The sequence below is a fragment of the Nesterenkonia massiliensis genome (genome assembly GCF_000455245.1).
In the GTDB taxonomy this organism is placed as follows: domain Bacteria; phylum Actinomycetota; class Actinomycetes; order Actinomycetales; family Micrococcaceae; genus Nesterenkonia; species Nesterenkonia rhizosphaerae.
Genome location: NZ_HG005166.1, coordinates 52636 through 78971, shown reverse-complemented (window position 1 = coordinate 78971; position 26336 = coordinate 52636). Strand labels below are relative to the sequence as shown.

The following is a 26336-nucleotide window of genomic DNA, read 5'->3' as shown; positions in this document are numbered from 1 at the left end:
GAAACGACTTGTGACTTGCGAAGCTCTTCGCCGGAATCAGAAGCTAGCTAGTCAGAGAGCGGGTTCAGCACGCGGCGCAGGAAGTCCTGGGTTCGCGGCTGACTGGGGTTGCCGATTACTTCAGCAGCGGGACCTTCTTCGACGACGACGCCCTGGTCCATGAAGACCACGCGGTCTGCGACTTCCCGGGCGAAGCCCATCTCATGGGTGACCACCAGCATCGTCATGCCGGCCTGGGCGAGCTGGCGCATAATGGCCAGCACATCACCGACGGTCTCAGGATCCAGCGCCGAGGTGGGCTCATCGAAGAGCATGAGTTTCGGCTTCATGGTCAGCGCACGCGCGATGGCCACACGCTGCTGCTGGCCTCCGGAGAGCTGCTCGGGACGCCGGTCGGCCAGATGCTTCAGACCCACCTTGTCCAGCTGCTTGAGCGCCTCGGCCTCAGCATCAGCCTGGGACTGCTTCAGCACCCGACGCGGGGTGATGGTGCAGTTCTCCAGCACCGACAGGTGCGGGAAGAGATTGAACTGCTGGAAGACCATGCCGATTTCTCGGCGCATCGCATCCAGGTTCACATCCGGGTCCGTGGCTTCGTAGTCGCCCACCGTGATGGTTCCCGCATTCGGGTCCTCCAGGCGGTTCACGCAGCGCAGCAGTGTGGATTTACCGGAGCCTGAGGCACCGATCAGGCACACCACCTCACCGGGGGCGATGTCGATGCTGATACCTTTGAGCACCTCATTCTCCCCGTAGGACTTATGCAGGTCTGTGATGCTCACTGCGGCGGCCGCCGCAGTTTCTACCGCTGAGTTGGGGGTGTTCTGGGTCATGCTTTGGCCTTCTTCCTGCTCACTCGGCTGGAGCTGCGGTCTTCCAGCCGGCGGGCCAGCAGCGACAGCGGCACCGTGATGAGCAGGTAGCACACGCCTGCCACCACCAGCGGTGTCAGGCCTGCCTGATACATGTTGATGCCGTCCCGGCCCATCTTGGTCAGCTCAGCGGCGGATCCGGCCATGCCCACTACAAAGATTAGCGAGGAGTCCTTGGTCAGCAGGATCGCCTCGTTGGTCAACGGCGGCATCACAATGCGGAAAGCCTGCGGGATCTGAATGCTGACCATCGCCCGCCAAGCCGGCATGCCCAGGGCCCGGGCGGCCTCCACCTGCCCCTTGGGCACCGCCTGCAGCCCGGCTCGCAGGGTCTCCGCGATGTAGGCGCTGGAGACGATCGCCAGTGCAGTGCCTGCAATCTGGAGTGTGGAGAGGTTCCACCCAAAGGCCAGTGAGGCGCCGAACCCCAGTGCGATGAACACCAGGATCGCCGGGATGCCGCGGAAGAACTCCACATAAGCGGTAGCGATCCAACGGTAGATCGGGAAGCTGGCCAGGCGCATCAGCGCCAGGACCGTGCCACCCAGAAGACCGAAGATGAATCCCACCGCGGTGTACTGCACGGTGTTCCACAGCCCCACGGTGATGATGCCGGGGAACATCGGGCCGATGTTCTCGAAGTTGAAGAAGCTGCGCTGGATCGCCGTCCAGTCCACCATGAACCAGAGCAGCACCAGGGCAAGCACGAAGACGGCCGCCTGGACACCCAGGCTGAGCCGTCTCCGCTGTCGCGTTGTCAGAGCCATAAGGCTTAGTCGTCACCCTCATCATCAGTCTCGGCGTCCTCGCCACCCTCTTCAGGGGTGTCCGAGTGGAACCAGCGCTGCTCAAGCTCCTCGAGCTCGCCGCTCTCCTTCAGGTCTGCCAGGACCTGGTTGATGGCGTCGATCAGCTCCTGGTTCTCCAGCTGTACGGCGATGCCCAGCTGCTCACCGGTATCGATCTCATCGATGAACACCAGGTCCTCGGATTCGCCGGCCTGGTAGCCCAGGATGGAAATATTGCCGATGGCGGCCTCCACCTGTCCGGATTCCAGGCCCTGGATCAGCAGGCCGGAATCGGTGTACTCCCGGAGGTCCAGGCCACGCTCGGCGGCCTCATCTGCTCCGGTGGTCTCGGACTGCACGCCCACGGTGCCTTCAAAACCGTCCAGGTCATCGAGAGTCTCGATGCCAGCATCGGACCGTGCCAGCAGACCCAGGTTGTCATCCAGGTAAGGCTCGGAGAACAGCATGTTTCCGGCACGCTCTTCGGTGATCGTCATGCCGGAGATGGCCATATCGCACTGGTTGGCGTTGAGAGCCACACCGGACTGGATACCCTCAAAGCCGGTCTGCACGATTTCCAGCTCAAGATCCAGGTCATCAGCAATAGCCTGGGCGATATCAATATCGAATCCGACGACCTCCCCGCTAGTGTCGTAGTACTCAAACGGCGGGTAGGGCACATCTGCACAAACTTGCAGTGTGCCAGCCTGAGCTAGGCCCAATCCGGAAGCGTCTTCTTCTTCGCCACCGCCGCAGGCGGTCAGCGCCAGGGCTGCGACGCCCGCCAGGGAGAGGCCTTTCAGCCAGGGCATTTCAGTCTCAGTGAGGCTGCGCATATGTGGATTCCTCATTCGTATGGTGCGGTTTCGTCCAACGGGCGAAAAGTATCAGCACATTATAGGGGTCGTTAGTGTTTCAGGGACGTGTCCGGCAGGCGATGCTCGCCTCACCGGGCACGCTCAGAGCTTCACCACAGCCTGGGCTTTGGTCAGCACTTTTGTGCGCGTGGGCTCCCCGTTATCCTCTGGTGCGCCCAATAGCTCAACGGTCAGATCCACCCGTGCGGTGGAGGCCTCGGTGTCGACTGCACCGATCTTGCCGGTGATCTCCAGGGTGGCTGTGGGTGTTTCCGGGCTGCCGGATGCAGCATCGGGCACCGGAACCGGCTTGGTGAAGCGGGTCTGGTAGTCAACGACGGCACCGGGGTCACCTGCCCAGTCACTGACAAGTCCTACTGCTGCTCCCATGGTGAGCATGCCGTGAGCGATCACACCGTCCAGGCCGACTTCCTGAGCGAAACGTTCGTTCCAATGGATGGGATTGTGGTCCCCGGAGGCGGCGGCGTAGCGGATCAGATCTGCGCGGGAGAACTGCAGCTGGCGGCTGCCGATGATGCTGCCTTTTTCCAGCTGTGCAATATCGGGACGGCTCATGCTTCTTCTCCTTCGGCGCGCACCAGCAGGGACGAGGTCACAGTGGCACGGGCGTCGCCGTCGTCGTTGGTGATCTCGGTGCGAGTGGTGACCATGGCACCTGCCCCCATGACCCGGATACGTTCCAGGGTGGTCTGGGCGTGCAGGGTATCCCCGGCGGTGATGGGTCCATGGTGGATGAAGCGCTCATCGGCGTGGACCACGCGGGAGAAGTCAATGCCGGCTTCCTCATCATTGATCACCGCAGCCTCAGCGCGCTGGGCGACGACGACGGCGAAGCTCGGCGGTGCGATCAGGTCGGCGTAGCCCAGTGCTTCTGCTGCGGCGGGGTCAGTGTGTGCCGGGTGGTCTGCTTTGACCGCCCGGGCGAACTCTCGGATGGCCTCGCGGCTGACCTGGTAGGGCTGGGCGGGCGGGTAGCGGTGGCCCTGCCGATCGGTGTTGATAGTCACGATTGGTTCTTTCTCTCACGAAGAATCCGGGCTGCCTGGGCCCGACGCAGTCCGATGCCCACCAGATGGGCCAGCAGACCGACTCCGGTGAGGATGAACCCGGTGGTGCGTACGCCTGCGGAGTCGGTGAAGACTGCGATCAGCAGAGTCACCACACCGAAGAAGGTGAAGATCATGCCGCCGAGCAGGCAGGCGCGGTAGGCGGGGGTGCCGCTGGACCACGGGTCGAATGCCGCAGGGGGTGTCGGCTGTCCGGGGGCAGGGGATTTGGAGGACATCGCGGCTAAGTCTACCGGGCGGGACTTAGCCCGCGGCCTCGGCAAGGATCAGGCGGGTTCGGCCAGGGCTTGGGTGAAGCGGTCGACGACGAGCTGCGCGATCCCCTGCGGGACATCCGGCTGATTGTCTGCGCTGACCGCGAGGATCGGATCGGTCACCAGATCCGCCCCGGCGTCGCTGCCCTGGGAAACCATCAGGTTTTGGAAGTACCCGGGGGCCAATAAGTAGCTTGCCACTGCCACCGGTCGATCCGGATTCTGCTGCTTCAGCTGATCAACAGCCTGTGCCACCGTCGGCTGCGCGAATGCCAGATAGGCCGGAGTAACTTGGGCACCCCACTGTTCGGCCAGCAGCCCGGCGGCGGCCTCCACATCGGCGACCGCACTGGGATCGGATGAGCCGGCGGCTCCAAGGACGATCGCATGGGTGTCCTGACGAGCTCCACCTGCTGCGAGCCGGCTGATGAGAGCTGAGGTCAGAGCGCTGCTGGGCCCCATGGCTGCAGCAATGCGCGCCGGACGACCGGAGGCGGCAGCGCCTTGGCGCATATCCACATTCACGTGGTAGCCGGCGGAGAGCAGCAGCGGGACCAGCACCGCGTCGTCGTGAAGGGGCAGCTGCGCTAAGGTGGCGCCGATATCCGGCTGCTGAACATCCACGTGCCCCAGCGCCACCGCGCTGATCCGCGGGTCATCGCCGCCGATGCGCTTCACCTCCTCCACCAGGGCCCGCACGGCGGCCTGGCCCTGCGGAGAGGACGTCCCGTGGGAAATGGCGGCCAGCGAGCTGGCAGCTGTCAACGTGGCGGTCATAGGTCAGGCCAGAACCTCGATTACGCCCTGGAGCACCCGTACCGGATAGCAGCGCAGCGCCAGGGAGTCATCGCTGAGGCACTTGCCGGTGGCCAGGTCATAGACCTGCTTGTTAATAGGTGAAGCCAGGGTAGGGCGACCCTGTTTGGAGCCCACAATGCCGCGGGCCATGACATGGGCCTGCGCCAGAGGGTCATAGTGGTCCACCGCGAAGAGCCGGTCATCGGGCAGCCGCACCAGTGCGACCTGGACGCCACCGAGTAAGGCAGCTTCACCCCAGAACGGCTCCAGGTCCTCCAGCCTGCAGATCTGGTGCCACTGTGCCGGCTGCCGGTGGCCGTGGACCCAGGCGGGCTCGACGACGGTGGTCTCGTGACGTTCAATCACAGCTGTCAGGCTCATCAGCTGTTCCTCCAATGCGAGAGAGACGGCGGTGTGCTGATAACCCACCACGCTATGGGCACCGCGTTTCCGCTGCGGAACCGGTGTGTAACACCTGGATAAAACGGCCCTCACACCATCGGCAAGTGGTGGTGAGGTCACTGTCATCTTCGCCTCACACACCAGACACCGCAGGGAAATGCCGCGGCAGTAGCGTGGCCCAATACCGTCGACGCCGCTGCATCTGAAGTCCTTCAAGGCGGCGCACAACGTATGGAAGGTGAAGCGCCATGCCTGAACCCTCAGCTGCTGCAGCCGGTGCCGGTCTGCGTCATGTGGCGGTGATCGGCGGCGGCCCCGCTGCCCACCGCCTGATGGAGGCCCTGGCCTCCCGGGGCCTGCAGGATATGCGGGTCAGCCTCTTCACCGAGGAGGCGCTGCCGCCCTATGACCGGGTGTGCCTGTCCAAACGCTTCGAGGACTCCTCCAACGACCTGCTTCTGGGTCAACCGCAGCTCTGGGAGCACCCGCGCGTGAGCCTGCACACCGGAACCGAAGTCACCGCCGTTGACCCGGCCGCCGGCACCTTGAGCACCGCAGACGGGCAGACCATCGGCTTCGATGACGCGGTGCTGGCCACCGGCTCTTCGGCACCGCGGCCGCCCATCACCGGTGCTGAGCATATTGCGGTGTATCGAACCCTCGACGACGTCGACTGGCTCACCCAGCGGGTGAAGCAGCTTACGGCTGAACTTGGGCGCACACCCCACTGTGTGGTCATCGGCGGCGGACTGCTGGGCCTGGAGGCCGCCGGCGGACTCAAAGGCCACGGCGCCGACGTCAGCATTGTCCACTCCCGAGACTATGTGATGAGCGCACAGTTAGATGAGGGCGGCGGTCGCACACTGAATCGGCTGCTCAGCGCGCAGGGCTACCACCTACGCTTGGGCCAGCGTCCCAGCGCATTGACGGTCAATGCCGCAGGCCAATACCGCTACATGCTTAGCTTCCCGAAATCTTCGGACATCGCAGCGGATCTGGTGGTCGCAGCCATCGGCATCAGCGCCCGGGATGAGCTGGCCCGGGATGCCGGGCTGACACTGAGCCCCGGCGGAGGTGTCGTCATCGACGGGACCTGCGCAACCTCGTCGTCGAATATTTGGGCCATTGGCGAAGTGGCGAACTATGAAGGTACCTGCATGGGGCTGGTGGCCCCGGCCAATGCGATGGCCGAAGTGGTGGCCGACAGGCTCTGCGGCGGGGCTGCTGAATTCGAAGGCTTCGACACAGCCGCGAAGCTCAAGCTGGCAGGTTTGGATGTCGCCAGCTTCGGGGACACCCTCGGGGAGACTCCAGGCGCCCTTGAAGTGGTCTATGCAGACGCCATCGGCGGGGTCTACCAGAAGCTGGTGGTCACCGATGATGCCAAGACCTTACTCGGTGGGGTCTTTGTAGGCGACGCCGGGCCCTATACCTCCCTGCGTCCGCTGCTGGGCCGGGACCTTCCCGCGGAACCGGCAGCCTTCCTCTCCACCTCCGGCGGTGGAGTGGATATGGACTTACCCGACGACGCCCAGGTCTGCTCCTGCAAGGACATCTGCGCAGGCGATATCCGCACAGCGGTAGCGGGCGACGGTGATGCACCCGGCTGCACGGATATCGGCGGACTGAAGGCCTGCACCGGGGTAGGCACACAATGTGGCTCCTGCATCCCGTTGGCGAAGAAGGTCATGGAGAAGGAGATGGTAGCCCGCGGCGTCGAGGTCTCCACCGCGATGTGTGAGCACTTCCGCCACTCCCGCGCCGAGTTGTTTGACGCAGTTCGTGCTGCCGGACTGCGCAGCTTCACCGAGATTGTGGAGGCCTTCGGCACGCCCGCTGATGCGCAGCTGAACCTCGGCTGCGATATCTGCAAGCCCGTGGCGGCCTCCATGCTGGCGGCCATGCATGATGAGTACATCCTGGCCGATGGCCGCGGAAGCCTGCAGGACACCAATGACCGGGCGCTGGCGAACATGCAGAAGAACGGCACCTATTCGGTCATGCCGCGGATCCCGGCCGGGGAGATCACCCCGCAGAAGCTGGCGGTCATCGCCGAAGTGGCCCAGGACTTCGGGCTCTACACCAAGATCTCCGCCGCCCAGCGGATCGACCTCTTCGGCGCTCAGCTGCAGGACCTTCCCGCCATCTGGACACGCCTGGTGGAGGCCGGATTCGAATCCGGGCAGGCCTATGGCAAGTCGCTGCGCAACGTGAAGTCCTGTGTGGGCTCCACCTGGTGCCGTTACGGAGTGCAGGACTCGGTGGGCATGGGCATTTTCTTGGAGAACCGGTACAAGGGCCTGCGCTCCCCGCACAAGATGAAGTTCGGGGTCTCCGGGTGCGCCCGGGAGTGCGCAGAGGCCCGCGGCAAGGACGTCGGCATCATCGCTACCTCCGAGGGCTGGAATATGTACGTCGGCGGCAACGGCGGGGCTACCCCGGTGCACGGGCAACTACTGGCCAAGGACCTCGATGATGAGACCCTGGTCAAGTACATTGATCGCTACATCATGTATTACATCCGCACTGCGGACCGGCTGCAGCGTACCGCCCGGTGGATTGAGGAGCTGCCGGGTGGGGTGGACCATGTCTACGACGTCGTGGTCAATGACTCCTTAGGCATTGCTGAGGACTTGGAGCGGGCCATTGCCACGCATGTGGAGCGGTATGAGGATGAATGGGCCGCTACGCTGAAGGATCCGGAGAAGCTGCGGCGCTTCCGCAGCTTCGTCAACGCCCCCGATAGCCCGGACACCGGGCTGTCCTATGTGCTTGAGCGCGGTCAGCCCCGTCCGGCCACCGCGCAGGAGCGTACCGCCGCTGAGGCAGGACATGGGCCGGTACTGCTGGCCGGACCGCGGATTCCGCTGCGACCCGGAGCTGAAGGCAGCTTAGCCCAAGAGAAGGTGGAGGTGATCTAGGTGACCGGACGAGTGACTCTGGTAGGCGGCGGCCCCGGCGCCATCGACCTGCTGACCGTGCGTGCGGTGCGCGCCCTGGCCAGTGCCGATGTGATCCTGCATGACCGGCTGGCGCCCACCGAGCAGCTGAGCCAGTGGGCTCCACAGGCGCAGTTCTTCGACGTCGGCAAACGACCAGGTCACCACCGGGTGACCCAGGAGAGCATCCACCAGATGATGCTCAGTGCCGCCAGGGAGGGCAACCACGTGGTGCGGCTCAAGGGCGGGGATCCCTTTGTGCTTGGCCGAGGCTGTGAGGAGGTAGCCGCCTGCCGGGAGGCCGGCATCCCTGTCACCGTGGTCCCAGGAATCACCTCAGCAATATCAGTTCCCGCCGCAGCCGGGGTGCCGGTCACCGCGCGCGGGGTCTCCAAAGCGTTCACCGTCATCTCCGGGCATGATCCACTCTCGGAGGATGAGCTGCGTGGGCTGGTCAGCCTGGGCGGTACAGTAGTGATTCTCATGGGGGTAGGAACAATGGGGCACACCATCGAGTCGCTGCAGCGATTAGGCCTGCCGACTCAGACCCCGGTGTGCCTGGTGGAGAAGGGCTACAGCCCGCAGCAGCGAATCCTCATCGCCCCGGCCCAGCGCATCCTTGAGGTCGCAGCACAAGCCAAAGTTCGCTCCCCTGCGGTGATGGTGATCGGAGATGTGGTGCATCTGGCAGCTGATGCTGACGACGTCGGACGCTCCGTCCTGGATACCTCCACCATGCCCGCACTCCAGCGTGCCGAGGAGATCCAGCTGATCCGAAGTATGGTGGGCGCCCTAGCATGACCTCAGAGACCGGAACCACCACGGACCTCCAGCCCGCGCCCGCTGCGCCCAGTGCTGCCTCTCCCCTGTTGGTTCCTGGACCTGGTCTGCCGCAGACCCTGGACGGCTTCCGGATCGGCGTGACCTCGGACCGCCGCAGCGAGGATCTGATCTCAGCGTTTGAGCGTCGTGGTGCCGAGGTGCTGCATGCCCCAGCACTACGTATTGCGCCGCTGACGGAGTCGCTGACCCTGCAGGAGGACACCAGGCGGGCCATCGCCGCGCAGCCTGACTTTGTGGTCATCACCACCGCCTATGGGATGCGGCGCTGGGCCGAGGCTGCTCAGGCCTACGGCATGGACGCCGCCTTCTACGAGACCTTGGAGCGGGCCAGCATCTTAGTCCGTGGCCCTAAGGCCCGCGGTGCGGTCCGCGCTCAGGGGCTCGACGACGACGGCGTAGCTGAGGACGAGCGGACCAACACTGTGGTTCAGATGCTCCTGGAGCGCGGTGTGGCAGGCAAGACTGTGCTGATCCAGCTGCACGGGGCCTCTGACGACAGCCAGATTCGTCGTCTTGAGGCCGCCGGGGCCACGGTGCTGACCGTGTTGCCCTATGCCTGGAGCAAACCGGAGAAGGACTCGGAGCTGCTGCGGCTGATCGACTCGGTGATCGAGCGGCAGCTTGACCTGGTGACGTTCACCGCAGCCCCTGCGGTGGAGGCTTTTCTCAGTGTGGCCCGGCAGTACGGCCGGGGTACTGAGCTGGTGGATGCGCTGCGCACTGATGTGGTGACAGCCGCAGTTGGCGGTGTCACCGCTGCACCTCTGTACGACGCGGGGGTGGAACCGATCATCCCCTCCCGGTGGCGGCTGGGGGCGATGATCAAATTAGTCTGCGACCACTTGGAAACCCACCATACGCTTCGCCGGAAGACCCGGCATGGGGTCATGGAGATCCGTGGTCGGCAGGTGCGCTTCTGTGATGTCGAAGATCAGCATGTGCAGCTTCCGCCGGGGCCGCTGTCCCTGCTGCGCGAGCTGGCTGATGCCGATGGTGCGGTGCTCTCGCGTGAGCACCTGCTCAGCGTCCTGGGCCAGTGCGACTCAGAGCACGCCTTGGAGATGTGGGTTTCGCGGTTGCGGAAGTCTCTGCCTGTCGGTGATGTGGTCCAAACAGTCGTCAAACGCGGGTACCGGCTGGCAGTCTGAGGCGAGCTGCCTCCTGCCAGCCGGCGCCCGCGCCGTCGTTGTCTATTGTTTATGCCCCGGTGGTGACACGCTCACGCTGCGGTACGGTCACCAGCAGCTCCCGGGAGGGTGCGGTGCGGCGGTGGGTCATGTAGATGGTCAGTCCCACGAAGGTCAGACCACCAACCAAGTTGCCCACCACGGTGGGGATCTCGTTCCAGATCAGGTAGTCCATCACAGTGAAGTCGCCGCCGAGCAGCAGACCTGCAGGGAAGAGGAACATATTCACGATGGAGTGTTCAAAGCCCATGTAGAAGAACAGCATGATGGGCAGCCACATACCAATCACCTTGCCAGGGACACTGTCTGACATCAGGGCGGCCACCACGCCGGTGGAGACCATCCAGTTGCACAGCACCGCGCGGACGAAGAGGGTGAGCATGCCGGCTGCCCCATATTCGGCATAGCCAACAGTGCGGCCGTGTCCGATCTCCATCAGCGCCTGGCCCACTTCATTCGGCGGGGTGGCGAAGCCAGTGGTGAAGTAGATGGCCATCATGATCGCCACCATGAAGGCCCCGAGGAAGTTCCCCAAGAACACCAGGCCCCAGTTGCGGAACATCGATTTCACGGTGACGCCGCGGCGCTTATCCAGCAGCGCCAGTGGGACAAGGGTGAAGACCCCGGTCAGCAGATCGAAGCCCATCAGGTACAGCAGCACGAAGCCAACAGGGAAGAGCATGGCACCGATGAGTGCGTTACCGGTTTGGGCGGTGACGGTGATGGCGAATGCGGCAGCAAGAGCCAGGGTGGCTCCGCCCATGAATGCGCGGATGAGTGTATCCCGGGTGGACATGAAGGACTTCTGCGCACCGGCTTCAATCATGCGCACAGCGAGATCTGCAGGCTTTACATAAGACATGGCTCCCCTTCGCGAGTTAAGACACTGCCGCAGTTGGCTGCGTCAATTTCGGGTAGGTCCAGTCTGTGGGTCTCGCGTTTCAGGCGCGTTCGGCGCTCATTACGTCTGGGAAAAGCTGACCTCACCGCATCTGGTGGCCGTTGTGAAGTCTTGCTTACATGGAAAAGCAGCTCGCTGGGGGTACGGGCCAGGGCTACTACTGCGCGGCGATGGCTTCTTCGATATGGCGGTCCGTTGCGCCAAGCTCTGCGGCGGGGACTTCTTCACCGTTGATGATGACGGTGGGGGTCCCAGCAATGCCCTGGGCCAGACCGTGCTCCCCGGCACCGGCTACAAAGTCGGCATAGCGGTCTTCGTCGACGCAGTCGGTGATATTCACGCCGTAGTCCTGCTCGGCTCGCTCGGCCAGTCCCTGCTTCTGGAGCTGGAAGCCTCCGTCCTGCTCGGCAGTGATGCTGCCGAGGAAGTCCAGGTAGTGCTCAGGAGCTTCTTCAGCCATACAGGCGAATGCGTTGGCGGCGTCACCGGAGTAGGGAGGGCGAATCCAATTCATCGAGCGGTATTCCAGTGCAAGGTCTCCGGCGGCCAGCCAACCTTCGAGTTGATCGTGGAAAGCCGATTCGAAGTTGCCGCAGGCGGGGCACCCGGCATCGGTGTAGATCACTACGTGCACCGGCCCTTCGGGTGCTGCGCCTGCTGCCAGCTCATCAGGTGCGGTGAGGATGAAACCGCCCTCGTCGGTACCTGCCGCCGGGTAGGCGCCGTGAGGCTGTTGGGGAGCAGTGTCCTCTTCCTCAGCGGGCTCAGTAGCCGCTGGGGCAGTCTGTCCGGGTTCGGCGTCGTCGTCGAAGGCACCGGTGGCGAAGAGAACCGCGACCAGGACACCGACCAGCAGAATGACGCCGAGGGCGACCCCCACAATGAGACCGGTACGCCTGGGCTCAGAGGTGGGCTCTGCCCCGGAGGCAGGATCCGAGTAGCCCGGAGGCTGGTATCCAGCTGGCGGCTGTGCGCCTGCCGGGCCTGAACCCTGCGTGGGGTAGTGCTGTCCGTCCTGCGGTGGTGTGGTCATTTCGCCCTATCTGGCGGGTCGGTTACGCCAGGACCACTCTAACGAACCTCGCTCACCTGATCTGTGCATCGGTGCCTGGCACGCTTGGTGCACATACTTTGTTGCACGACGGCGGCTGTGGGCGGCTTGAGTGAAACATAACTTGGGTAAATACGGGAGCAGGTGCTGTGCCGGCCCGTCGAGCGCGGGCTCCCCCCGCTCGACGACGAAGAAGCCCCGGACCGCTGAGCGATCCGGGGCTTCTAAGTTCGGTAGCGGTGGCGGGACTCGATCCCGCGACCTCACGATTATGAGTCGTGCGCTCTAACCAGCTGAGCTACACCGCCACGAATGAGAAAGGCCCGCGTTGCGCAGGGATTCTTCACTGAATTTCTCAAGTGAGAGAAGCTGCGCTGCGCGGGCTCTCATTCAGAGCCCCAACCGGGAATCGATCCCGGGACCTCAGTCTTACCAAGACTGCGCTCTACCACTGAGCTATTGGGGCAACGACAGAACACTTTATCACCGGTTTCAGCTGTTGCCCAAATCGGCCCAGTGCCCTGTCATTTCAAAGGTCAACTGGCCTGAAGATCAGTGCCAGCGAGCCTTCTTGTCCTTCTTCTTGAAGGCGCCCTCGGACTTGCCGAAGCCGCCCTTGCGCGGGCCACCCTTGCCGCGGAAACCGCCGCGCTCGCCGTCGTCCTCGCGCTTGCGGAATCCACCGCCAGCCGGGGCGCCGGAGTCCTTCTCGAGCTTGATCAGTTCCCCGCCGATGCGGGTCTTGGCAAGTGCTGCCCACTGCTCACCGGAGAGCTTCTCCGGCAGCTCCACCAAGGAGTGGGTTGGACGGATGTCGATGCTGCCGATCTCGCGGGCATTCAGCCCCGCCTCATTGGCAATGGCACCCACAATGTGACCCGGGGCCACGCCGTCACGGCGGCCCAACGAGATGCGGTACATCGCGTTGCCCGGTCCGGCAGTGGCAGGACCACGGTCACGGCTGGGGCGATCGCCGCGGGGCCCGCGGTCACCGCGCTCACCACGGTCATCACGACCGCGCTCAGAGAAGCCACGCTTGGCTTCGCGCAGCAGCTCGTCCTCAGCCTTCTCGTCCAGCAGAAGCGGGCGACCGTCGTGGACCATCGCCACCAGGGCCGCAGCGATGTCCTCAGCCGGAGTGTCGTGCTCGGTGACGTAGGAGGACACCAAGCCGCGGTACTCCTCGAGCTCCTGGCTGGCCAGGGTCTCAGTGATGCGCTCGGAGAAGCGCTCCAGGCGGGAGGCGTTGACATCAGAGATGGTGGGCAGACTCATCTGCTCCACCTGCTGACGGGTGGCCTTCTCGATGGAGCGCAGCATCCGCTGCTCACGCGGAGTCACGAACAGCACGGCTTCACCGGAGCGACCTGCACGACCGGTACGGCCGATGCGGTGCACGTAGGACTCGGTGTCCAGCGGGATGTCGTAGTTGAACACGTGACTGATGCGCTCCACGTCCAGACCACGGGCAGCCACATCGGTGGCCACCAGCACATCAATCCGGCCGTCCTTGAGCTGCTCCACAGTCTTCTCACGCAGGTTCTGCGGGATGTCACCGTTAATGGCCGCGGCGGTGAAGCCACGGGCATTGAGCTTAGAGGCAACCTCTTCGGTGGCCGAGCGGGTCCGCACGAAGACGATCACCGCGTCATGCGGCTCGGTCTCCATGATGCGAGCCAGTGCCTCTGGCTTGGCATGGTGCTTAATCGCCACGTAGCGCTGACGGATATTGGCGCTGGTAGTGGTCTTGTTCTTGACCGAGACCTCAACGGGGTTGTTGAGGTAGTCCTCGCTGATCCGGCGGATAGCTTTGGGCATAGTGGCCGAGAACAGGGCTACCTGCTTGTCATCCGGGGTCTGCGCCAGGATCTTGTCCACCTCTTCGGCGAAGCCCATGCGCAGCATCTCATCGGCCTCATCCAGGATCAGGTGCTTGATCTCGGACAGATCCAAGGAGCCCTTGGACATGTGGTCAATGACACGGCCGGGGGTACCGACGACGACGTTGGCCCCACGGCGCAGCCCATGCAGCTGCGGGCCGTAGGGGGCACCGCCGTAGATGGGCAGCACGGAGATGCCAGGAACCTTCGCGGCATAGGTGGTGAATGCTTCGGCCACCTGGATAGCCAGCTCACGAGTAGGCGCCAGCACCAGAGTGTTGGGCACCGAGCCCAGCTCCCCGGCGTCGTGGGCCTGTGCCATATGAGTCAGCGCGGGCAGTGCGAAGGCTGCGGTCTTACCGGTACCGGTCTGAGCCAGGCCGACGACGTCGCGGCCGGAAGTCAGCAGCGGGATGGTCTGGGCCTGGATGGGCGAAGGGGTCTCGTAGCCCATCTCCTGGATGGCCGCGAGAACGCGGTCGTCCAGGCCGAGGTCTGCGAAACGAGGACCGGACTCGGTCTCCTGGGTGGTCTCTGTGGTTGCTTCTGCGGTCTGGGTCATGGTGTCTCCTTGACTTATGGCGACCTGGGGTCCCCGTGTGCCCACGGCACAGCGCATGGCGCGTCAACCACTCGTGCTCGAACCGCACAGCTCTAGGCTGTGCAGTGCATGGGCACGGCAGGGTGCGTCAGGTGATATCGCTGGACGTGTTAGGTCACGGGGACGGGCCGCTTATACGGCTCCGGACTCGACCCGCAGAAACACACATAATCTCGACCGGTCCTACCAGGCTGAACAAGTCAGCTGCGCCGGGAGTCAGTACAGATAAACGGGAATATCCGGAGAATGCTGAACAAGTCTACGTCATCTGGCTTGATTTGACTATTCCGGCTTGCCCGGCGCGGTCATTCCCCAGGTCATCGGCTTTGCGTAAGGTGGGGACTGTCTTCCAGAGGCCACTACGGCGCTGGTCAGAACACCGCGAGCGCAACGGAATGAGGACTACTTCAGTGGCTGACCCATACAGCGAGAATCCCGCCGAGGGCCCGGAGCCCGGCAAGCCCGCCGGACCACCCCCCGGATATCGGCCCCCTCGGCCTCCGCGCCCTGACTCCGCTGCCCCCACCGGTGACCCGTTGGGAGAACAGGGTGAGACTCAGCATCGGGGCCCTGAGCCTGCCTCCTCAACTGGGCCCGAACAGGACTCCGCCGCAGCGCAGCCAGCGACCGGACCACAGATATCTATGCCTGAGGTTCAGGTACCGGGTTTCATGAAGAGCATCAGGCTTCAGCATGTGCTCTCACTGGCGTTGGCTCAGCTGGCCGGGTATGTAGCGCTGATCTCGCTGGCTGTACTGACGGTGATCGGATTGCTGATCGGCGTGGGGCTCGATAGCAACACTGCGGCCTCGGACCCGGCTGTAGACCTGGCCCAGCAGTTGGAACTCTCTGGCATTGCCGCCTTCATCACGCTGCCATTCCAGATTGCCGGAGTCTGGCTCTTCGGGCGTTTCGGCTTCACCATGACCGCGCAGAGCGAATCGATGCTCCTGTTCAGCCTCTGGGCGCCGAATCTGCTGGCGCTGCTGCTGGCCGGGCTGATCGCCGTCGTCGTCGGGCGGTTTTGGTCCCAGCGAGATCCCCGGACACGGCTGGTGACGCTGCCTCTTGCCGCCAAACTGATGCTCAGCGCAGCAGTATCCCTGGTCATGGCACTGCTGACGCTGCTGGTGACCCTTGCTCTGGCTTATCGGCAAACCACAGAAATACCCTTCACCGGCGAAGTGCGGATGCTGGGGTCAGCTGCCGGGGCCTCGTTGTTCTTCGGAGCGTTCTTCTTCTACCTGCTGATCGGGCTGCTGCTGTCTGCCTCGCGGAAGTTCTACTCCAAGGGGCGAGGCCGCATTCAGAGCGTGCTGCCTTCTGCCTACCGTGTTCCGCGGGTCATGGCGCTGCACGGAATCATCCTGGTGATCCCGGTGCTGATCTTCATCCTCATCTGGTTGGCGGTGGAGGGATCCTTCACCGCTGTGCTGAGCTTTCCGTTCTGGGCTTCCACAGCAGTGGTCATCATCTTTGTGCTGCTGACTTCTGGGGCGCTGCGTGCCGAAGGCGGGCTGGTGCACTTAGTCAGCAACGGCCCCGGCCAGAACACCCTCTATCTGTGGACGACTGATCTTCAGTGGTGGCAGGTGCTCTTGGCCGTGCTGCTGGGGATCCTTGGCCTGGTTGCAGCTGCTTTGCTGTGGAGCCTACGCAGAGATTCTCGGCCGGAGGTGCTAGCGAATCCGCTGTCCTGGGTGACTCTGCCGCTGATCTACGCTGCAGTAGGTGTAGTGCTCACGTTCTTCGGACAGATACATGTTGGCTTCAGTGCGGGGTGGTTCGGTTTCAGTACCGCCACTTTCGGGCCCGCCTGGTGGACCTTCGCCATCCTGCTGATCATCGGACTGGTGATTGAAACGCTGGCTCGGTACGTAGCCCCTGTTATGACTGCCAAGCTTCCAGCCTCGCTGGTGGGTTTCTTCCGGAAATAGAATCAACGATTCAGGAGAGTGACATGACTCAGCCCCCGAACAACCCCAATGACCCTTACGGCAACGACCCTTACGGCACTCCAGACAGCGGTGCCACTCACGGTGGCGGAAATACCGGGGCTCCCGGCCAGGACAATTCCCAGCAACCTTATCCCCCGCAGGGCTATCCTCAGCAGAGCTCTTCCCAGCAGGGGGCACCAGCGGGCGGGTTTGGCGGTTTCGGCGGACCCTCAGGCCCGGGCGGGCCAGGTGGGCCAGGCGGACCAAGCGGCCCCGGAGGCGGCAACCCCTCCTACTCCCAGCAGAATCCCTACCCCCAGGACCCCGCGCCGCGAAACCGCGTGGACTCTAAGGGTTTCTTCGCGGCGCTGTTCGACTTCAGCTTCAAGAGCTACGTCACCATCAAGTTCGCCGCATTCATCTATACCCTGGCACTGTTGGGCCTAGGTATCGGATGGCTGGTCCTGCTGATCGTCTCGTTCTCCGACAGCGCCCTGGCCGGCGTGATGTTCCTGATCTTCGGAACCCTGCTGTTCGGCCTATACCTGGTGTTCATCCGCATGATGCTGGAGTTCTACATCGCGGCAGTCCGCACCGCGCAGAACACCTCAGCGCTGCAGACCGAGGTTGAAAGCCTCCGCTGGGACATCTCCCAGAAGAAGTAACCGCCTGACGTCACAAAGGTCGGGGGCCGCACTCAAAATTGGCAAGTGCGGGCCCCGACCTTTTTCTGCAAGGAACTACAGGCCGGCCAGTGCCTGGTCCAGGTCCTCGATGAGATCCTCAACATCTTCAATGCCCACCGACAGACGCAGCAAGTTCTCCGGGACAGCCAGCTCGGTACCGCGCACCGAGGCGTGAGTCATCTCATGCGGGTAGTTCATCAGCGACTCCACACCACCCAGAGACTCCGCCAGGATGAACCACTGAGTAGCCTCAGCTACCTTACGGGCCGCTGGTTCCCCGCCCTTGAGCTGCATGGAGACCATGCCGCCGAAATTGCGCATCTGCTTCTTGGCCAGCTCATGGCCGGGGTGGTCAGGCAGCCCCGGATACAGCACCCGCTCCACCGCCGAGTGCCCGGCAAGGAACTCCGCGACGGCGGCAGCATTGGTGGCATGCCGGTCCATACGCACACCGAGAGTCTTCAGTCCGCGAGTAGTCAGGTAGGCATCCAGCGGACCGGATACCGCCCCCACCGCGAACTGCTGGAAGGCCACCTTCTGCGCCAGGTCATCATCAGAGAGGACGACGGCGCCGCCCACCACATCAGAATGACCGCCGATGTACTTGGTGGTGGAGTGGACCACCACATCGGCCCCCAGCGCCAGCGGCTGCTGCAGGTACGGGGTGGCGAAAGTGTTGTCCACCAGCAGCAGCGCTCCGTTGGCATGGGCGATCTCTGCCAGAGCGGCGATATCCACCACAGTCATCAGCGGGTTGGAGGGGGTCTCCACCCAGAGCAGCGTGGCGTCCTCTGCCTCGAGCTCAGCGGCAACACGCTCATGGTCGTTGAGATCCAGCGGGGTGTTGGCAATACCCCAGCCCCCGTGGATCCGGCTGATCAGCCGGTAGGAGCCGCCATAGGCATCATTGCCCATCACAATGCGCTGTCCAGGTCGCATCAGCCCTCGGATCACCGCATCTTCTGCGGCAAGCCCGGAGCTGAAGCTGAAAGCGTGGGCACCGCCCTCGACAGCGGCTAACTGCTGCTGCAGGGCAGTGCGGGTCGGGTTGCCAGCGCGGCCATAGTCATAGCCGTTGCGTAGATTACCGATGCCGTCAGGAGCGTAGGTGGTGGAGAAGTGCAGCGGCGGGACCACTGCACCGTAGACCTGGTCGATGTCCTGACCGGTGTGGATTGCGTGGGTGGAGAATCCGGGTTCTTTGCCGTGGTGTGCGGCCATGTTCACTCCTTCTCCTGGGCGCCGGAAAGGTGCGCCAGCAGGTCGTTGCGGGTCAGGACGCCAACAATGTCGCCCTCTTTGGTCACCAAAAGGGTGGGATTCTGCCGCAGTTTGACCAGGATCTGCGGGACGGTTTCGGTGATGCCCACCAGCGGAAGCTCTGTGCGCAGATGCTCGGAGACCGGTTCGTGGGGGTCGGCCTGGCCTACGAGGACATCCTCGGAGAGCTGCTCCACATCGACGATGCCGTAGACCTCACCGATGCGTGCAATGGGACCGGGCTGATCAATCACCGGAACGATATCGACGCCGTAGCGGTTCATCACAGAGACGGCTTCGCGCAGGGTGGTGCTGCGGCGGATGGAGATGACCTCCGGAAGTGCGTCGGAGAGCAGGTGGCGTTTGGCAGTGAGCAGGTCAGCCGCCGTCGGCGTGCGGGGATTCTTGGCTCCGGTGCCCGGTGCTGCGGATGTGCTGCCGGCGCCGATGACACCATGACGCACTGCTGCGCTGAGCTCCTCTGACGTCTTCACGCTGATCTCAGTGCCGGTGGAAGTAGAAATCACCTCGCCGAAGCCATGGTCGATCATCCACCGATCATTGAAGATCTTGCCCAAGTAGCCGCGACCGGAGTCCGGAAGGACAGCGACGACGACGTCCTCTTCTCCCAGCTCCTTGGCCACCTTCAGTGCTGCTGCCACGGCTGTGCCGGAGGAGCCGCCCACCAACAAGCCTTCCTCAGTGGCTAGCCTACGGGCCATCGCGAAGGACTCGGCATCGTTGATGGCGTAGTGCTCATCGGGCACGGTGGTGTCATAGTTCGTGACCCAGACGTCCTCCCCCACGCCTTCAACGAAATAGGGGCGGCCTTCGCCACCGGAGTAGATGGAACCATCAGGGTCGGCCACCACCACACGTACCGGGCCGGTCTCTCGATCAGCAGAGACCTCTTTGAGGTAGCGGCCGGTGCCGGTGACTGTGCCGCCGGTGCCTGCGCCCACCACCAGGTGAGTGATCTTGCCCTCGGTATCAGCCCAGATCTCCGGGCCGGTGGTTTCATAATGAGAGTTCGGAGCAGCCGGATTCGAGAACTGGTCAGGCTTGTATCCGCCCTCGATCTCCTGCGCCAGCTGATCGGAGATGCCGTAGTAGCTCAACGGGGATTCGGCGTCGACTCCTGCCGGGCCCACCACCACGTCAGCTCCGTAGGCGCGCAGCACATCTCGCTTCTCCTGGGCGACCTTGGGCACAGTGACGAAGACGCTGCGGTACCCCTTCTGCTGGGCCACCAGGGCCAAGCCCACACCGGTGTTTCCGGAGGTGGGTTCGACCACTACGCCGCCCGGTTTGAGCTTGCCTTCGCGTTCGGCGTCCTCAATCATCTTCAGCGCGATGCGGTCTTTGATGGACCCACCGGGATTCAGGTACTCCAGCTTCACCAGAACGGTGGCAGAGATCCCTTCGGTGACGTGATTGAGTTTCACCAAAGGGGTACCGCCGATCAGCTCGACGACGGACTGGGCATACTTCATCTTTGCTTCGCTTCCGGTTGCATTGCTTGGTGCCGAGCCGCCGGAGGGGACCTCCCGGCTCACGCTCATTGCTCCAGGGTACCGGCGCTGATTGCCCAGCCCCAGGGTGCGGCGACTTGTGGCGCAACACTGGCTAGCAGCTGCAGATTCCTGCTTTGAACGGAAATTGCCGGGCCTTGGTGAGTTCTCGCTACCGATGGTGTCAGGCGCTTATGGGATGGTGGTGGCGTGGAATCAGCAGCGTCATCAGCGGTGGCACACGCAGAGAGCGTGGTGGATCTGCACGGCCCCTATGATCTGCCGCGCAGCCTGGGCGTTCTGCAGCGCGGTCATGCTGACCCCACCATCCGGGTTGACCCCGGCAGTTTTCCCGGAGGCGGCCGCGGTACTCCCGGTGCCGGCGCCTGGCTGGCCCAGCGGATCTATGCCGACGACGGCGCGGAACTCGGGCAGGCCACCTACCGTTTCGACCAGCTGGGGACCAGTACCGTACGTGTGCGCACCGCGGCAAGCAGCCAGGAGACGGCCCAGCTTGCTCTGCAGCGGGCTGCGCTGATCCTAGGCGCAGCTGATGACTGGCAGGAGCTGGAGTTTCTGCTCGACGCCATGGGCGACCGGATCTCCACCACCCTGGCCCGTATTCGCCGCGAGCACCCGGGAGTGCGGCTGCCTGCCACCGGCGCGCTCTTTGATCAGCTGGTCACTGCGACTTTGGAGCAGAAGGTCACCCATGACCAGGCCCGCTTCAGCTGGCGGAACCTCATCCGCAGCTACGCGGAGCCCGCGCCGTCGTACAGCGGCCTGCCGGCGCCTCAGTGGCTGCGGCTCCCGCTGACCGGTGGGCAATTGCGCGCGGTGCCCTCCTGGGAGTGGCACCGGCTATGGGTGCAGCCGCCACTGTCGCGGACGGTGCTGCAGGTAGCAGCCCGGGCGCGGAGCATTCATCGGTTAGGCGCTGCGACACTTGCGGAGGCCTTTGCCCTGGAGGATCTGCAGGAGCAGCTGGTGAGCATTCCCGGAATCGGTCCTTGGACTGTGGCTGAGGCGCTCCAGCGCTCGCACGGTGCAGCGGACTTACCCTCAGTGGGTGATTTTCATCTCAGCGCCCTTGTGGGCGAGGCCCTGACTAGTCGGCGCACCGATGATGCGGGGATGCTCCGACTGCTGGAGCCGTTCCGTCCCCACCGGCATCGAGTCATCCGGCTGCTTGGGCTCTCCGGGTTCCGGCACCAGCGCTTCGGAGCCAAGCTGGCGCCTGCCGATTATCGGGACCGCTGAACAGTCCTGCAACGGCACGCCACTCATCGCGCTCGGGCCTACACATGCTTGTTCCTATGAACGAGAAAATCCCCCGCGCGGAAGCGGGGTGAGCCTAGTAGGGGCTGCTTACCACTTCTGCGCGAGGGATTCTCGAAGTCTTCGCCGGTCTCAGGCCTCCGGGGCTGATTCCTTGTTCTGTTCGTCTTCGGCGATCTGCTTGTGGATCTCCTCCATGTCCAGGTCCTTCACGGCCTGGACTACGCCACCCAGCTGCTCGGCGTTCAGCGCGCCGGGCTGGGCGAAGACGAGCACCTTCTCGCGGAAAGCCATCAACGTGGGGATGGAGGTGATGTTCGCGGCGGCGGCAAGCTCCTGCTCAGCCTCGGTATCCACCTTGGCGAAGGTGACATCGGGGTGCTGTTCGGAGACCTGCTCATACACAGGAGCGAACTGCTTGCAGGGCCCGCACCAGTCAGCCCAGAAGTCGATCAGGAGGATGTCAGTCTCATCCAGAGTCTTCTGGAAGTCGTTTGCGGTCAGCTCTGTAGTAGCCATGGGCGCCACGATACGGCAGATAACCGCCGATGTGGACCCCTGCGGCAACTTACGCGCCCGGCGAATTCTATGGTCGCGCAGGTGACAGGGAAGCTATCTCAAGGCAGGGACCCTCCGCCCCATCGCGCCCTGCGCCAGATACACGAAAAGTGTCAGGACATCGGTGAAACAATGTCCTGACACTTCATGTGGTGGCGGATGAGGGATTCGAACCCCCGTAGGCAGTGCCAGCTGATTTACAGTCAGCCCCCTTTGGCCGCTCGGGTAATCCGCCGAGTCAGCGCCCTGCAGTGCAAGGCACCGAACTACTTTAGCTCAAGACACGGTGATATTTCGAATCCGCACAAGGAGTAAGGTGTCGTCTTGATGAACCGGTCCTCACAGTCCGGTGCCGCCCAGATACTTGCCCAGTTGTGGAGCCCGCATGTCCGAACTAGATGCCGTCGCCCTTTCGCGCCGATTGAGCACTCGAACCCCCAGCGGTATTGCTGAACAGATCAGGGATCTTATCGACGCCGGGGACCTGCCTCCGGGGACCCGACTGCCGACTGTGCGCGATATCGCCCAGGAGATCGGTGTCAGCGTGGGCACTATCGCCCAAGCCTGGGGCATCCTGCGTGACGAGCAGGTGGTGGAAACGCGACGCCGCGGGGGCACCCGCGTGGTCGACGCCGCGGCGGGCTTCGAGGGCTTCCACACCATCGACCTGCGCTTCGGCAGCCCGGATCCGGCGCTGCTGCCTCCGCTTGAGGAGGCCTTCGCCTCTGCCCTCAAGCACCCTTCGGTCAACTCGTGGGGGCGCGAGCACATGGTCGAGGAGCTGCGCCGGGCGGTGGCGCCGCTAGTGCCGTTCACCCCTGAGGCGTGGATGAGCGCGGGCGGGGGCGGCGAAGCCCTGTGGCTGACACTGCAGGCCGCGACCGCCGAGCAGCACGCGATGCTGGCCGTCGAGACCCCCGCCTCCCCCGGCGTGCTGGACACTATCCGCCAGCTCGGTGTGGCTACTGTCGCAGTGGAGACCGACGACGACGGCCCCATTCCCTCATCGCTCGCCGAAGCCCTGGGGGCGGGCGCGACGGCATTCATCCACTCCCCCGCCGGAGGCTTCTCCGATCGGCATCTGCTGACCGCCGAGCGCGCACAGCAGCTGGCGGAGGTCCTCGCCGGTACCGAGACGCTGCTCATTGAGGATGAACCTTTGGGGCCGCTGGCCGCGGAGGCCTCCAGCCTGGGCGAGCTTGTGCCCGAGCGAACGGTCCGCGTGCTGACCTTCTGCCGGGCCGTGGGCGTGGATCTGCGCACCGCGGTGCTTGCCGGCCCCCGACGGCTGCTGGAGCGTGCGGCGGCCCTGCGGGCCGGAGGCCTGGGCTCCAACAGCCGCATTCTTCAGCTGGCGCTGGCCGCCGTCCTCAACGAGCCCCGTGCCCAGCGCGTGATGCGCCAGGCACAGCGGCAGTACGCGGCGCGCCGCCGCCTGGCCCTGGATGCGTTCAGCGACGCCGGGCTGAAGGCCACCAGCGGGCCTGGCAGCTGGAGCGTCTGGGTGGAGGTGCCGGAGGAGTCGGCAGCCGCCCTGGCACTCTCGGGCCAGGGCGTGATCGTTGACGTGGCGGCGTCGTCGTACCTTCAGCCGAGCCAGTCCCGGCAGGACTCAGCGGGCAGGCTGCGCCTCACGGTGACCCAGCTGCCGGAGGACCCCGCGAAGCTGTCCGAACTCGCGGCCCTCATCGCCCAGGCGGGGCAGGGCACTCTGCGGGCCAGCCTCGTCTGAATGCTCAGACGCAGAGGGCGACCAGGAAGAGCTGGCGGAACTCCGCAAAGTTGAAGCCGGTCACCGCGGCGGTGACGACGTCGGCACGGTGCAGAATCACCGCGGCCAGTCCGTCATGGGCCGCAGAGACTCGTCGGCCCCACTTGGACTGGTAGAAGTCGTGCTGGTCGGCTGCGTCAACCGGCTCAACCCCTCCGTCATCGTCATCGGCGGCGTGGTGGCCACGGCCGGGGAGCACCTGCTTGCGGGCATACGGGAGACCGCCTACTCCCGCTCCCTGCCGCTCGCCACTCAGCACCTGCGGATCGTGGGTACGCAGACCAGCGGCCGAGCGGGCGTGCTGGGCGCCGCCGCGGTGGTGACCCATCAGATGCTGGCCGCTCCGCAGGTGAACGCTCGGCTGAGTTAATACGCCGTGTGACGCAACGCCGACGCGTGCCGACGCCGTTGGTATATGTTCATGGAAACGACCGTTTCCAGGAGCATACGCTTGAACACTGTGCTGAACTTATTTGATCTAGTCCCGCGATCAGCCGGCCAGAGACCGGAGGAGGCGATGGCCGCCAGCCTGGAGCTGGCGCGCCGGGCCGAGGACTACGGGTACCACCGCCTGTGGTTCGGCAAGCATCACCTTAATCCCGGGGTAATGGGCTACTCCCCCGCGCTCATGATGGCCCTGGCCGGAAGTGTGACCACTCGCTGCGCGTAGGCTCCGGAGCCGTACTGGCCGGAGCCCGCAGCGCGCTGAGCATCGCAGAGGAGTTCTCCCTGCTTCAGGCTGCCCTGCCTGGTCGGATTGATCTGGGCCTGGGGCGCAGTCCGGCGCGACGTCCGCCCCACGGCAAGATGCCCTCTGCAGGGCCCACCTCCGCGCACACCCCGCGAGGCAGGCCTCCGGCACAGCCGCTTACCCATGCGGCCCGAGACCGCATCAGCACGGAGGGACTACTACTTCCCGCGGCGCCGGACCTGAGTCACCTGCTTGCTTCCGAGCGCTACGCCGCAACGGCCGAGCTGCTTGCCCCGCCCGCGGATAGCCCTCCCTACGCTGAGTTCATTGACCAGGTCCGCAGTTTCTTAGACCACACGGCGCAGGTCAGCGGCTCACCTCTGCCCGATGCCACCCAGGACACAGACGGCACGCCGCAAGTCTGGGTGCTGGGCAGCTCTGCCGGCGAATCGGCGGAGGCGGCCGGAAGGAGGGGTCTGCGTTTCGGTGCCAACTATCACGTGGCCCCCTCGAACGCCCTCGACGCCGTCGAGCACTACCGCTCCCACTTTGTTCCGCACGAGCACCTGGAGCGCCCCACCGTGATGGTCTCAGCAGAGGTGCTCGTGGCGGATTCTCACACCGAGGCCGAGCGCCTGGCTCACGGCTACGACACATGGGTGCACAGCATCCGCAGCGGCGAAGGCGCCATCCCCTATCCCCGCCCCGGTGAGGCTGCAGCCCTGACCGGGGACAAGCGCCGCCTGGTGGAGGACCGCGTACGGACCAGGTTCGTGGGCACGCCCGGAGAGGTCATCGAGCACCTGCGGGTTCTTCAGCGCGCCACGGGCGCCGATGAACTGCTCATCAGCACCATCACCCACGACCCTGCGGCGCGACTGCGCTCCTATGAGCTGCTGGCCGAGTCATGGGATGCAAAGACCCCGCGTACATAAACCGAAATATTTATTTTATGTTCACGCCAGCGGTGCTAGCGTGACAGTGTCACGAGTTCCGGTGGAAAGCCCTGGCTGGCCGGACAGCAACCCTCTTTCACTGTGGGGTGCTCCAGGTGATGACAAGGCTCCTGCGCACGCAGGAGCAAGTGTGAACACTACGGAGGCCACAATGAGCAGCACATCACTGTCAGACGCCGCCGACGGCGGCTTTCATCTGGGCATCAGCCTGCGGGACACCGGCTGGCATCCCGGTTCCTGGTTCAGGATTGCCGACACGGCGGAGATCTTCACCGCGGAGTACTGGGGCCAGCTCGCCGTGGTCGCAGAACGCGGAGAGGCCGACTTCGTCACCTTTGAGGATTCCTTGGGACTGCACCGCAGGGGTCAGCTCGATACCTCGCTAGTGGCCTCCTGGCTAGGAGCCCGCACCGAACGCATCGGGCTGATTCCCACTCTGACAACTACCCATACCGAGCCGTTTCACGTCTCCAAGAACCTGGCGACCCTCGATCACATCAGCACCGGCCGCGGCGGATGGCAGGTCGAGGTCTCGATCACCGATGTTGAGGCTCAGCTGGTAGGGCGAGGCCACCCCGATCCGCAGCTCCATCCTGAAGGCTCCGCTTCCCGGGCCGCGGCACTCTATGCCGAATCGGAGGAGGTGGTCGACGTCGTCCGCCGCTTGTGGGACTCCTGGGAGGACGACGCTGAGATCCGCGACGTCTCCTCCGGCCGCTTCATTGACCGCGAGAAGCTGCACTACATCAACTACGAAGGCAGCCGTTTCTCGGTCAAGGGTCCCTCCATCACACCGCGCCCGCCTCAGGGACAGCTTCCCGTGGCCTACCAGGGACAGAGCGAACCGGTGATCAAAGCAGCGGCCACCAGTGCAGACATCCTGTTCCTCCAGCCCGGTTCCCCCGGACGGGCAGAACAGCTTCTCGAGGAGGTCCGCACAGTTGAGGCACTCTTCGCCCGAAGGCTTCCCCCGCTGAAGGTCTATGCCGATCTGCCCGTGCTTCTGGAGGACTCGCTGCCGCAGGCCCGAGGGCGCTGGGAGACTCTGGAGAGTCTCGCCGAGTCCGCAGGCGACTTCGATGACGGCGCTCTCGTCACTGACCCGGCAGGCGCTGTGGAGGCCATCAGCACCTACCGGAATCTTGGCTTCAACGGCGTGCGGCTAAAACCCGCCGAGCACCAGGAAGACGTGGCGGCCATCTCTGAGCTTCTGCTTCCGGCCCTGCG

25 protein-coding genes, 3 tRNA genes and 1 riboswitch are annotated in these 26336 nt (G+C 64.3%); of the genes, 10 read left to right on the top strand and 18 right to left on the bottom strand.

All coding sequences use genetic code 11. The features are described 5' to 3' along the window. Positions 1 to 47 precede the first annotated feature (47 nt). The 8 genes from TX78_RS03540 to nirD form a co-directional block, all read right to left on the bottom strand. Positions 48 to 833 carry an amino acid ABC transporter ATP-binding protein gene (locus tag TX78_RS03540; protein WP_044493778.1) on the bottom strand — a complete coding sequence of 262 codons (786 nt, stop codon included), beginning with the start codon at positions 831 to 833 and terminating at the stop codon, positions 48 to 50. Further along, positions 830 to 1639, bottom strand: coding sequence for an amino acid ABC transporter permease (locus TX78_RS03535; RefSeq protein WP_044493775.1), 810 nt, complete (start codon positions 1637 to 1639; stop codon positions 830 to 832). The genes TX78_RS03540 and TX78_RS03535 overlap by 4 nt, the downstream gene beginning before the upstream one ends. 5 nt (positions 1640 to 1644) lie before the next feature. Beyond that, positions 1645 to 2496 carry an ABC transporter substrate-binding protein gene (locus tag TX78_RS03530; protein ID WP_233722148.1) on the bottom strand — a complete coding sequence of 284 codons (852 nt, stop codon included), beginning with the start codon at positions 2494 to 2496 and terminating at the stop codon, positions 1645 to 1647. 123 nt (positions 2497 to 2619) lie between these two features. After that, the gene (locus TX78_RS03525; protein WP_044493774.1) at positions 2620 to 3093 is read right to left on the bottom strand and encodes a MaoC family dehydratase; all 474 of its coding nucleotides are present in this window, start codon (positions 3091 to 3093) and stop codon (positions 2620 to 2622) included. Further along, positions 3090 to 3545, bottom strand: a complete 456-nt coding sequence (locus TX78_RS03520; protein ID WP_044493773.1) for an FAS1-like dehydratase domain-containing protein — start codon at positions 3543 to 3545, stop codon at positions 3090 to 3092. Before TX78_RS03520 ends, TX78_RS03525 begins: the two co-directional genes overlap by 4 nt. Next, positions 3542 to 3823, bottom strand: a complete 282-nt coding sequence (locus TX78_RS03515; RefSeq protein ID WP_044493771.1) for a hypothetical protein — start codon at positions 3821 to 3823, stop codon at positions 3542 to 3544. The genes TX78_RS03520 and TX78_RS03515 overlap by 4 nt, the downstream gene beginning before the upstream one ends. 48 nt (positions 3824 to 3871) lie before the next feature. Continuing rightward, the gene (locus TX78_RS03510; RefSeq protein ID WP_044493770.1) at positions 3872 to 4636 is read right to left on the bottom strand and encodes a sirohydrochlorin chelatase; all 765 of its coding nucleotides are present in this window, start codon (positions 4634 to 4636) and stop codon (positions 3872 to 3874) included. 3 nt (positions 4637 to 4639) lie between these two features. Beyond that, entirely contained in the window at positions 4640 to 5038 is a 399-nt protein-coding gene (nirD, locus tag TX78_RS03505) for a nitrite reductase small subunit NirD (protein WP_081652543.1), read from the bottom strand. 269 nt (positions 5039 to 5307) lie between these two features. Between nirD and nirB the strand changes: the two genes are divergently transcribed. From nirB to TX78_RS03490, 3 genes are read left to right on the top strand one after another with little or no spacing between them, the layout of a single operon-like run. Continuing rightward, a complete protein-coding gene (gene nirB, locus TX78_RS03500; protein WP_044493769.1) occupies positions 5308 to 7980 on the top strand; it encodes a nitrite reductase large subunit NirB in 2673 nt (890 codons plus the stop codon). Continuing rightward, positions 7981 to 8799 carry a uroporphyrinogen-III C-methyltransferase gene (gene cobA / locus TX78_RS03495; protein ID WP_069956233.1) on the top strand — a complete coding sequence of 273 codons (819 nt, stop codon included), beginning with the start codon at positions 7981 to 7983 and terminating at the stop codon, positions 8797 to 8799. After that, positions 8796 to 9989 (top strand): uroporphyrinogen-III synthase, encoded by a 1194-nt coding sequence (locus TX78_RS03490; protein WP_049897418.1) that lies wholly within the window; start codon positions 8796 to 8798, stop codon positions 9987 to 9989. Before cobA ends, TX78_RS03490 begins: the two co-directional genes overlap by 4 nt. Positions 9990 to 10038: 49 nt before the next feature. Here the strand turns inward: TX78_RS03490 and TX78_RS03485 are convergent, their stop codons facing one another. The 5 genes from TX78_RS03485 to TX78_RS03465 form a co-directional block, all read right to left on the bottom strand. Further along, entirely contained in the window at positions 10039 to 10890 is an 852-nt protein-coding gene (locus TX78_RS03485) for a formate/nitrite transporter family protein (RefSeq protein ID WP_044493768.1), read from the bottom strand. Positions 10891 to 11086: 196 nt separating this feature from the next. Continuing rightward, a complete protein-coding gene (locus TX78_RS03480; protein ID WP_044493767.1) occupies positions 11087 to 11962 on the bottom strand; it encodes a DsbA family protein in 876 nt (291 codons plus the stop codon). 252 nt (positions 11963 to 12214) lie between these two features. Next, positions 12215 to 12288, bottom strand: a tRNA-Met gene (locus tag TX78_RS03475). Positions 12289 to 12374: 86 nt separating this feature from the next. Then, a tRNA-Thr gene (locus TX78_RS03470) sits at positions 12375 to 12446 on the bottom strand. Between the two features lie 86 nt (positions 12447 to 12532). After that, the gene (locus tag TX78_RS03465; RefSeq protein WP_044493766.1) at positions 12533 to 14422 is read right to left on the bottom strand and encodes a DEAD/DEAH box helicase; all 1890 of its coding nucleotides are present in this window, start codon (positions 14420 to 14422) and stop codon (positions 12533 to 12535) included. A 710-nt stretch (positions 14423 to 15132) separates the two neighbouring features. On the opposite strand from TX78_RS03465, the gene TX78_RS03460 reads away from it, so the two are divergent. Together TX78_RS03460 and TX78_RS13095 are read left to right on the top strand one after the other, a co-directional pair. Then, positions 15133 to 16398 carry a hypothetical protein gene (locus tag TX78_RS03460; protein ID WP_147640407.1) on the top strand — a complete coding sequence of 422 codons (1266 nt, stop codon included), beginning with the start codon at positions 15133 to 15135 and terminating at the stop codon, positions 16396 to 16398. A 23-nt stretch (positions 16399 to 16421) separates the two neighbouring features. Next, a complete protein-coding gene (locus tag TX78_RS13095; protein WP_049897416.1) occupies positions 16422 to 17063 on the top strand; it encodes a DUF4282 domain-containing protein in 642 nt (213 codons plus the stop codon). 75 nt (positions 17064 to 17138) lie between these two features. Here the strand turns inward: TX78_RS13095 and TX78_RS03450 are convergent, their stop codons facing one another. Beyond that, on the bottom strand, positions 17139 to 18305 hold the full coding sequence (locus TX78_RS03450) for a cystathionine gamma-synthase (RefSeq protein ID WP_044493764.1): 1167 nt from the start codon (positions 18303 to 18305) through the stop codon (positions 17139 to 17141). Between the two features lie 2 nt (positions 18306 to 18307). Beyond that, positions 18308 to 19837 (bottom strand): cystathionine beta-synthase, encoded by a 1530-nt coding sequence (locus tag TX78_RS03445; protein ID WP_044493763.1) that lies wholly within the window; start codon positions 19835 to 19837, stop codon positions 18308 to 18310. Between the two features lie 228 nt (positions 19838 to 20065). Between TX78_RS03445 and TX78_RS12930 the strand changes: the two genes are divergently transcribed. Beyond that, entirely contained in the window at positions 20066 to 21115 is a 1050-nt protein-coding gene (locus TX78_RS12930; RefSeq protein WP_044493761.1) for a DNA-3-methyladenine glycosylase family protein, read from the top strand. Positions 21116 to 21265: 150 nt separating this feature from the next. Here the strand turns inward: TX78_RS12930 and trxA are convergent, their stop codons facing one another. Both trxA and TX78_RS03430 read right to left on the bottom strand, forming a co-directional pair. Continuing rightward, a complete protein-coding gene (gene trxA / locus TX78_RS03435) occupies positions 21266 to 21652 on the bottom strand; it encodes a thioredoxin (protein ID WP_044493760.1) in 387 nt (128 codons plus the stop codon). 189 nt (positions 21653 to 21841) lie between these two features. Then, positions 21842 to 21926 (bottom strand) — tRNA-Tyr (locus TX78_RS03430). 150 nt (positions 21927 to 22076) lie between these two features. On the opposite strand from TX78_RS03430, the gene TX78_RS03425 reads away from it, so the two are divergent. Then, on the top strand, positions 22077 to 23423 hold the full coding sequence (locus tag TX78_RS03425; RefSeq protein ID WP_044493758.1) for an aminotransferase class I/II-fold pyridoxal phosphate-dependent enzyme: 1347 nt from the start codon (positions 22077 to 22079) through the stop codon (positions 23421 to 23423). Between the two features lie 4 nt (positions 23424 to 23427). On the opposite strand, the gene TX78_RS14515 is transcribed toward TX78_RS03425, so the two are convergent. After that, the gene (locus tag TX78_RS14515; protein ID WP_158644292.1) at positions 23428 to 23790 is read right to left on the bottom strand and encodes a hypothetical protein; all 363 of its coding nucleotides are present in this window, start codon (positions 23788 to 23790) and stop codon (positions 23428 to 23430) included. Positions 23791 to 23877: 87 nt separating this feature from the next. Here TX78_RS14515 and TX78_RS14480 point away from each other — a divergent pair, with 87 nt between their 5' ends. The 3 genes from TX78_RS14480 to TX78_RS03410 all read left to right on the top strand — a co-directional run. Then, positions 23878 to 24132, top strand: a complete 255-nt coding sequence (locus TX78_RS14480) for an LLM class flavin-dependent oxidoreductase (RefSeq protein ID WP_049897415.1) — start codon at positions 23878 to 23880, stop codon at positions 24130 to 24132. Between the two features lie 137 nt (positions 24133 to 24269). Further along, a complete protein-coding gene (locus TX78_RS03415) occupies positions 24270 to 25088 on the top strand; it encodes an LLM class flavin-dependent oxidoreductase (protein WP_049897413.1) in 819 nt (272 codons plus the stop codon). Between the two features lie 47 nt (positions 25089 to 25135). Then, positions 25136 to 25246, top strand: a riboswitch (SAM riboswitch). A 14-nt stretch (positions 25247 to 25260) separates the two neighbouring features. Beyond that, positions 25261 to 26336: LLM class flavin-dependent oxidoreductase (locus tag TX78_RS03410; RefSeq protein WP_044493754.1), on the top strand; the 1076-nt coding region annotated here is incomplete at its 3' end.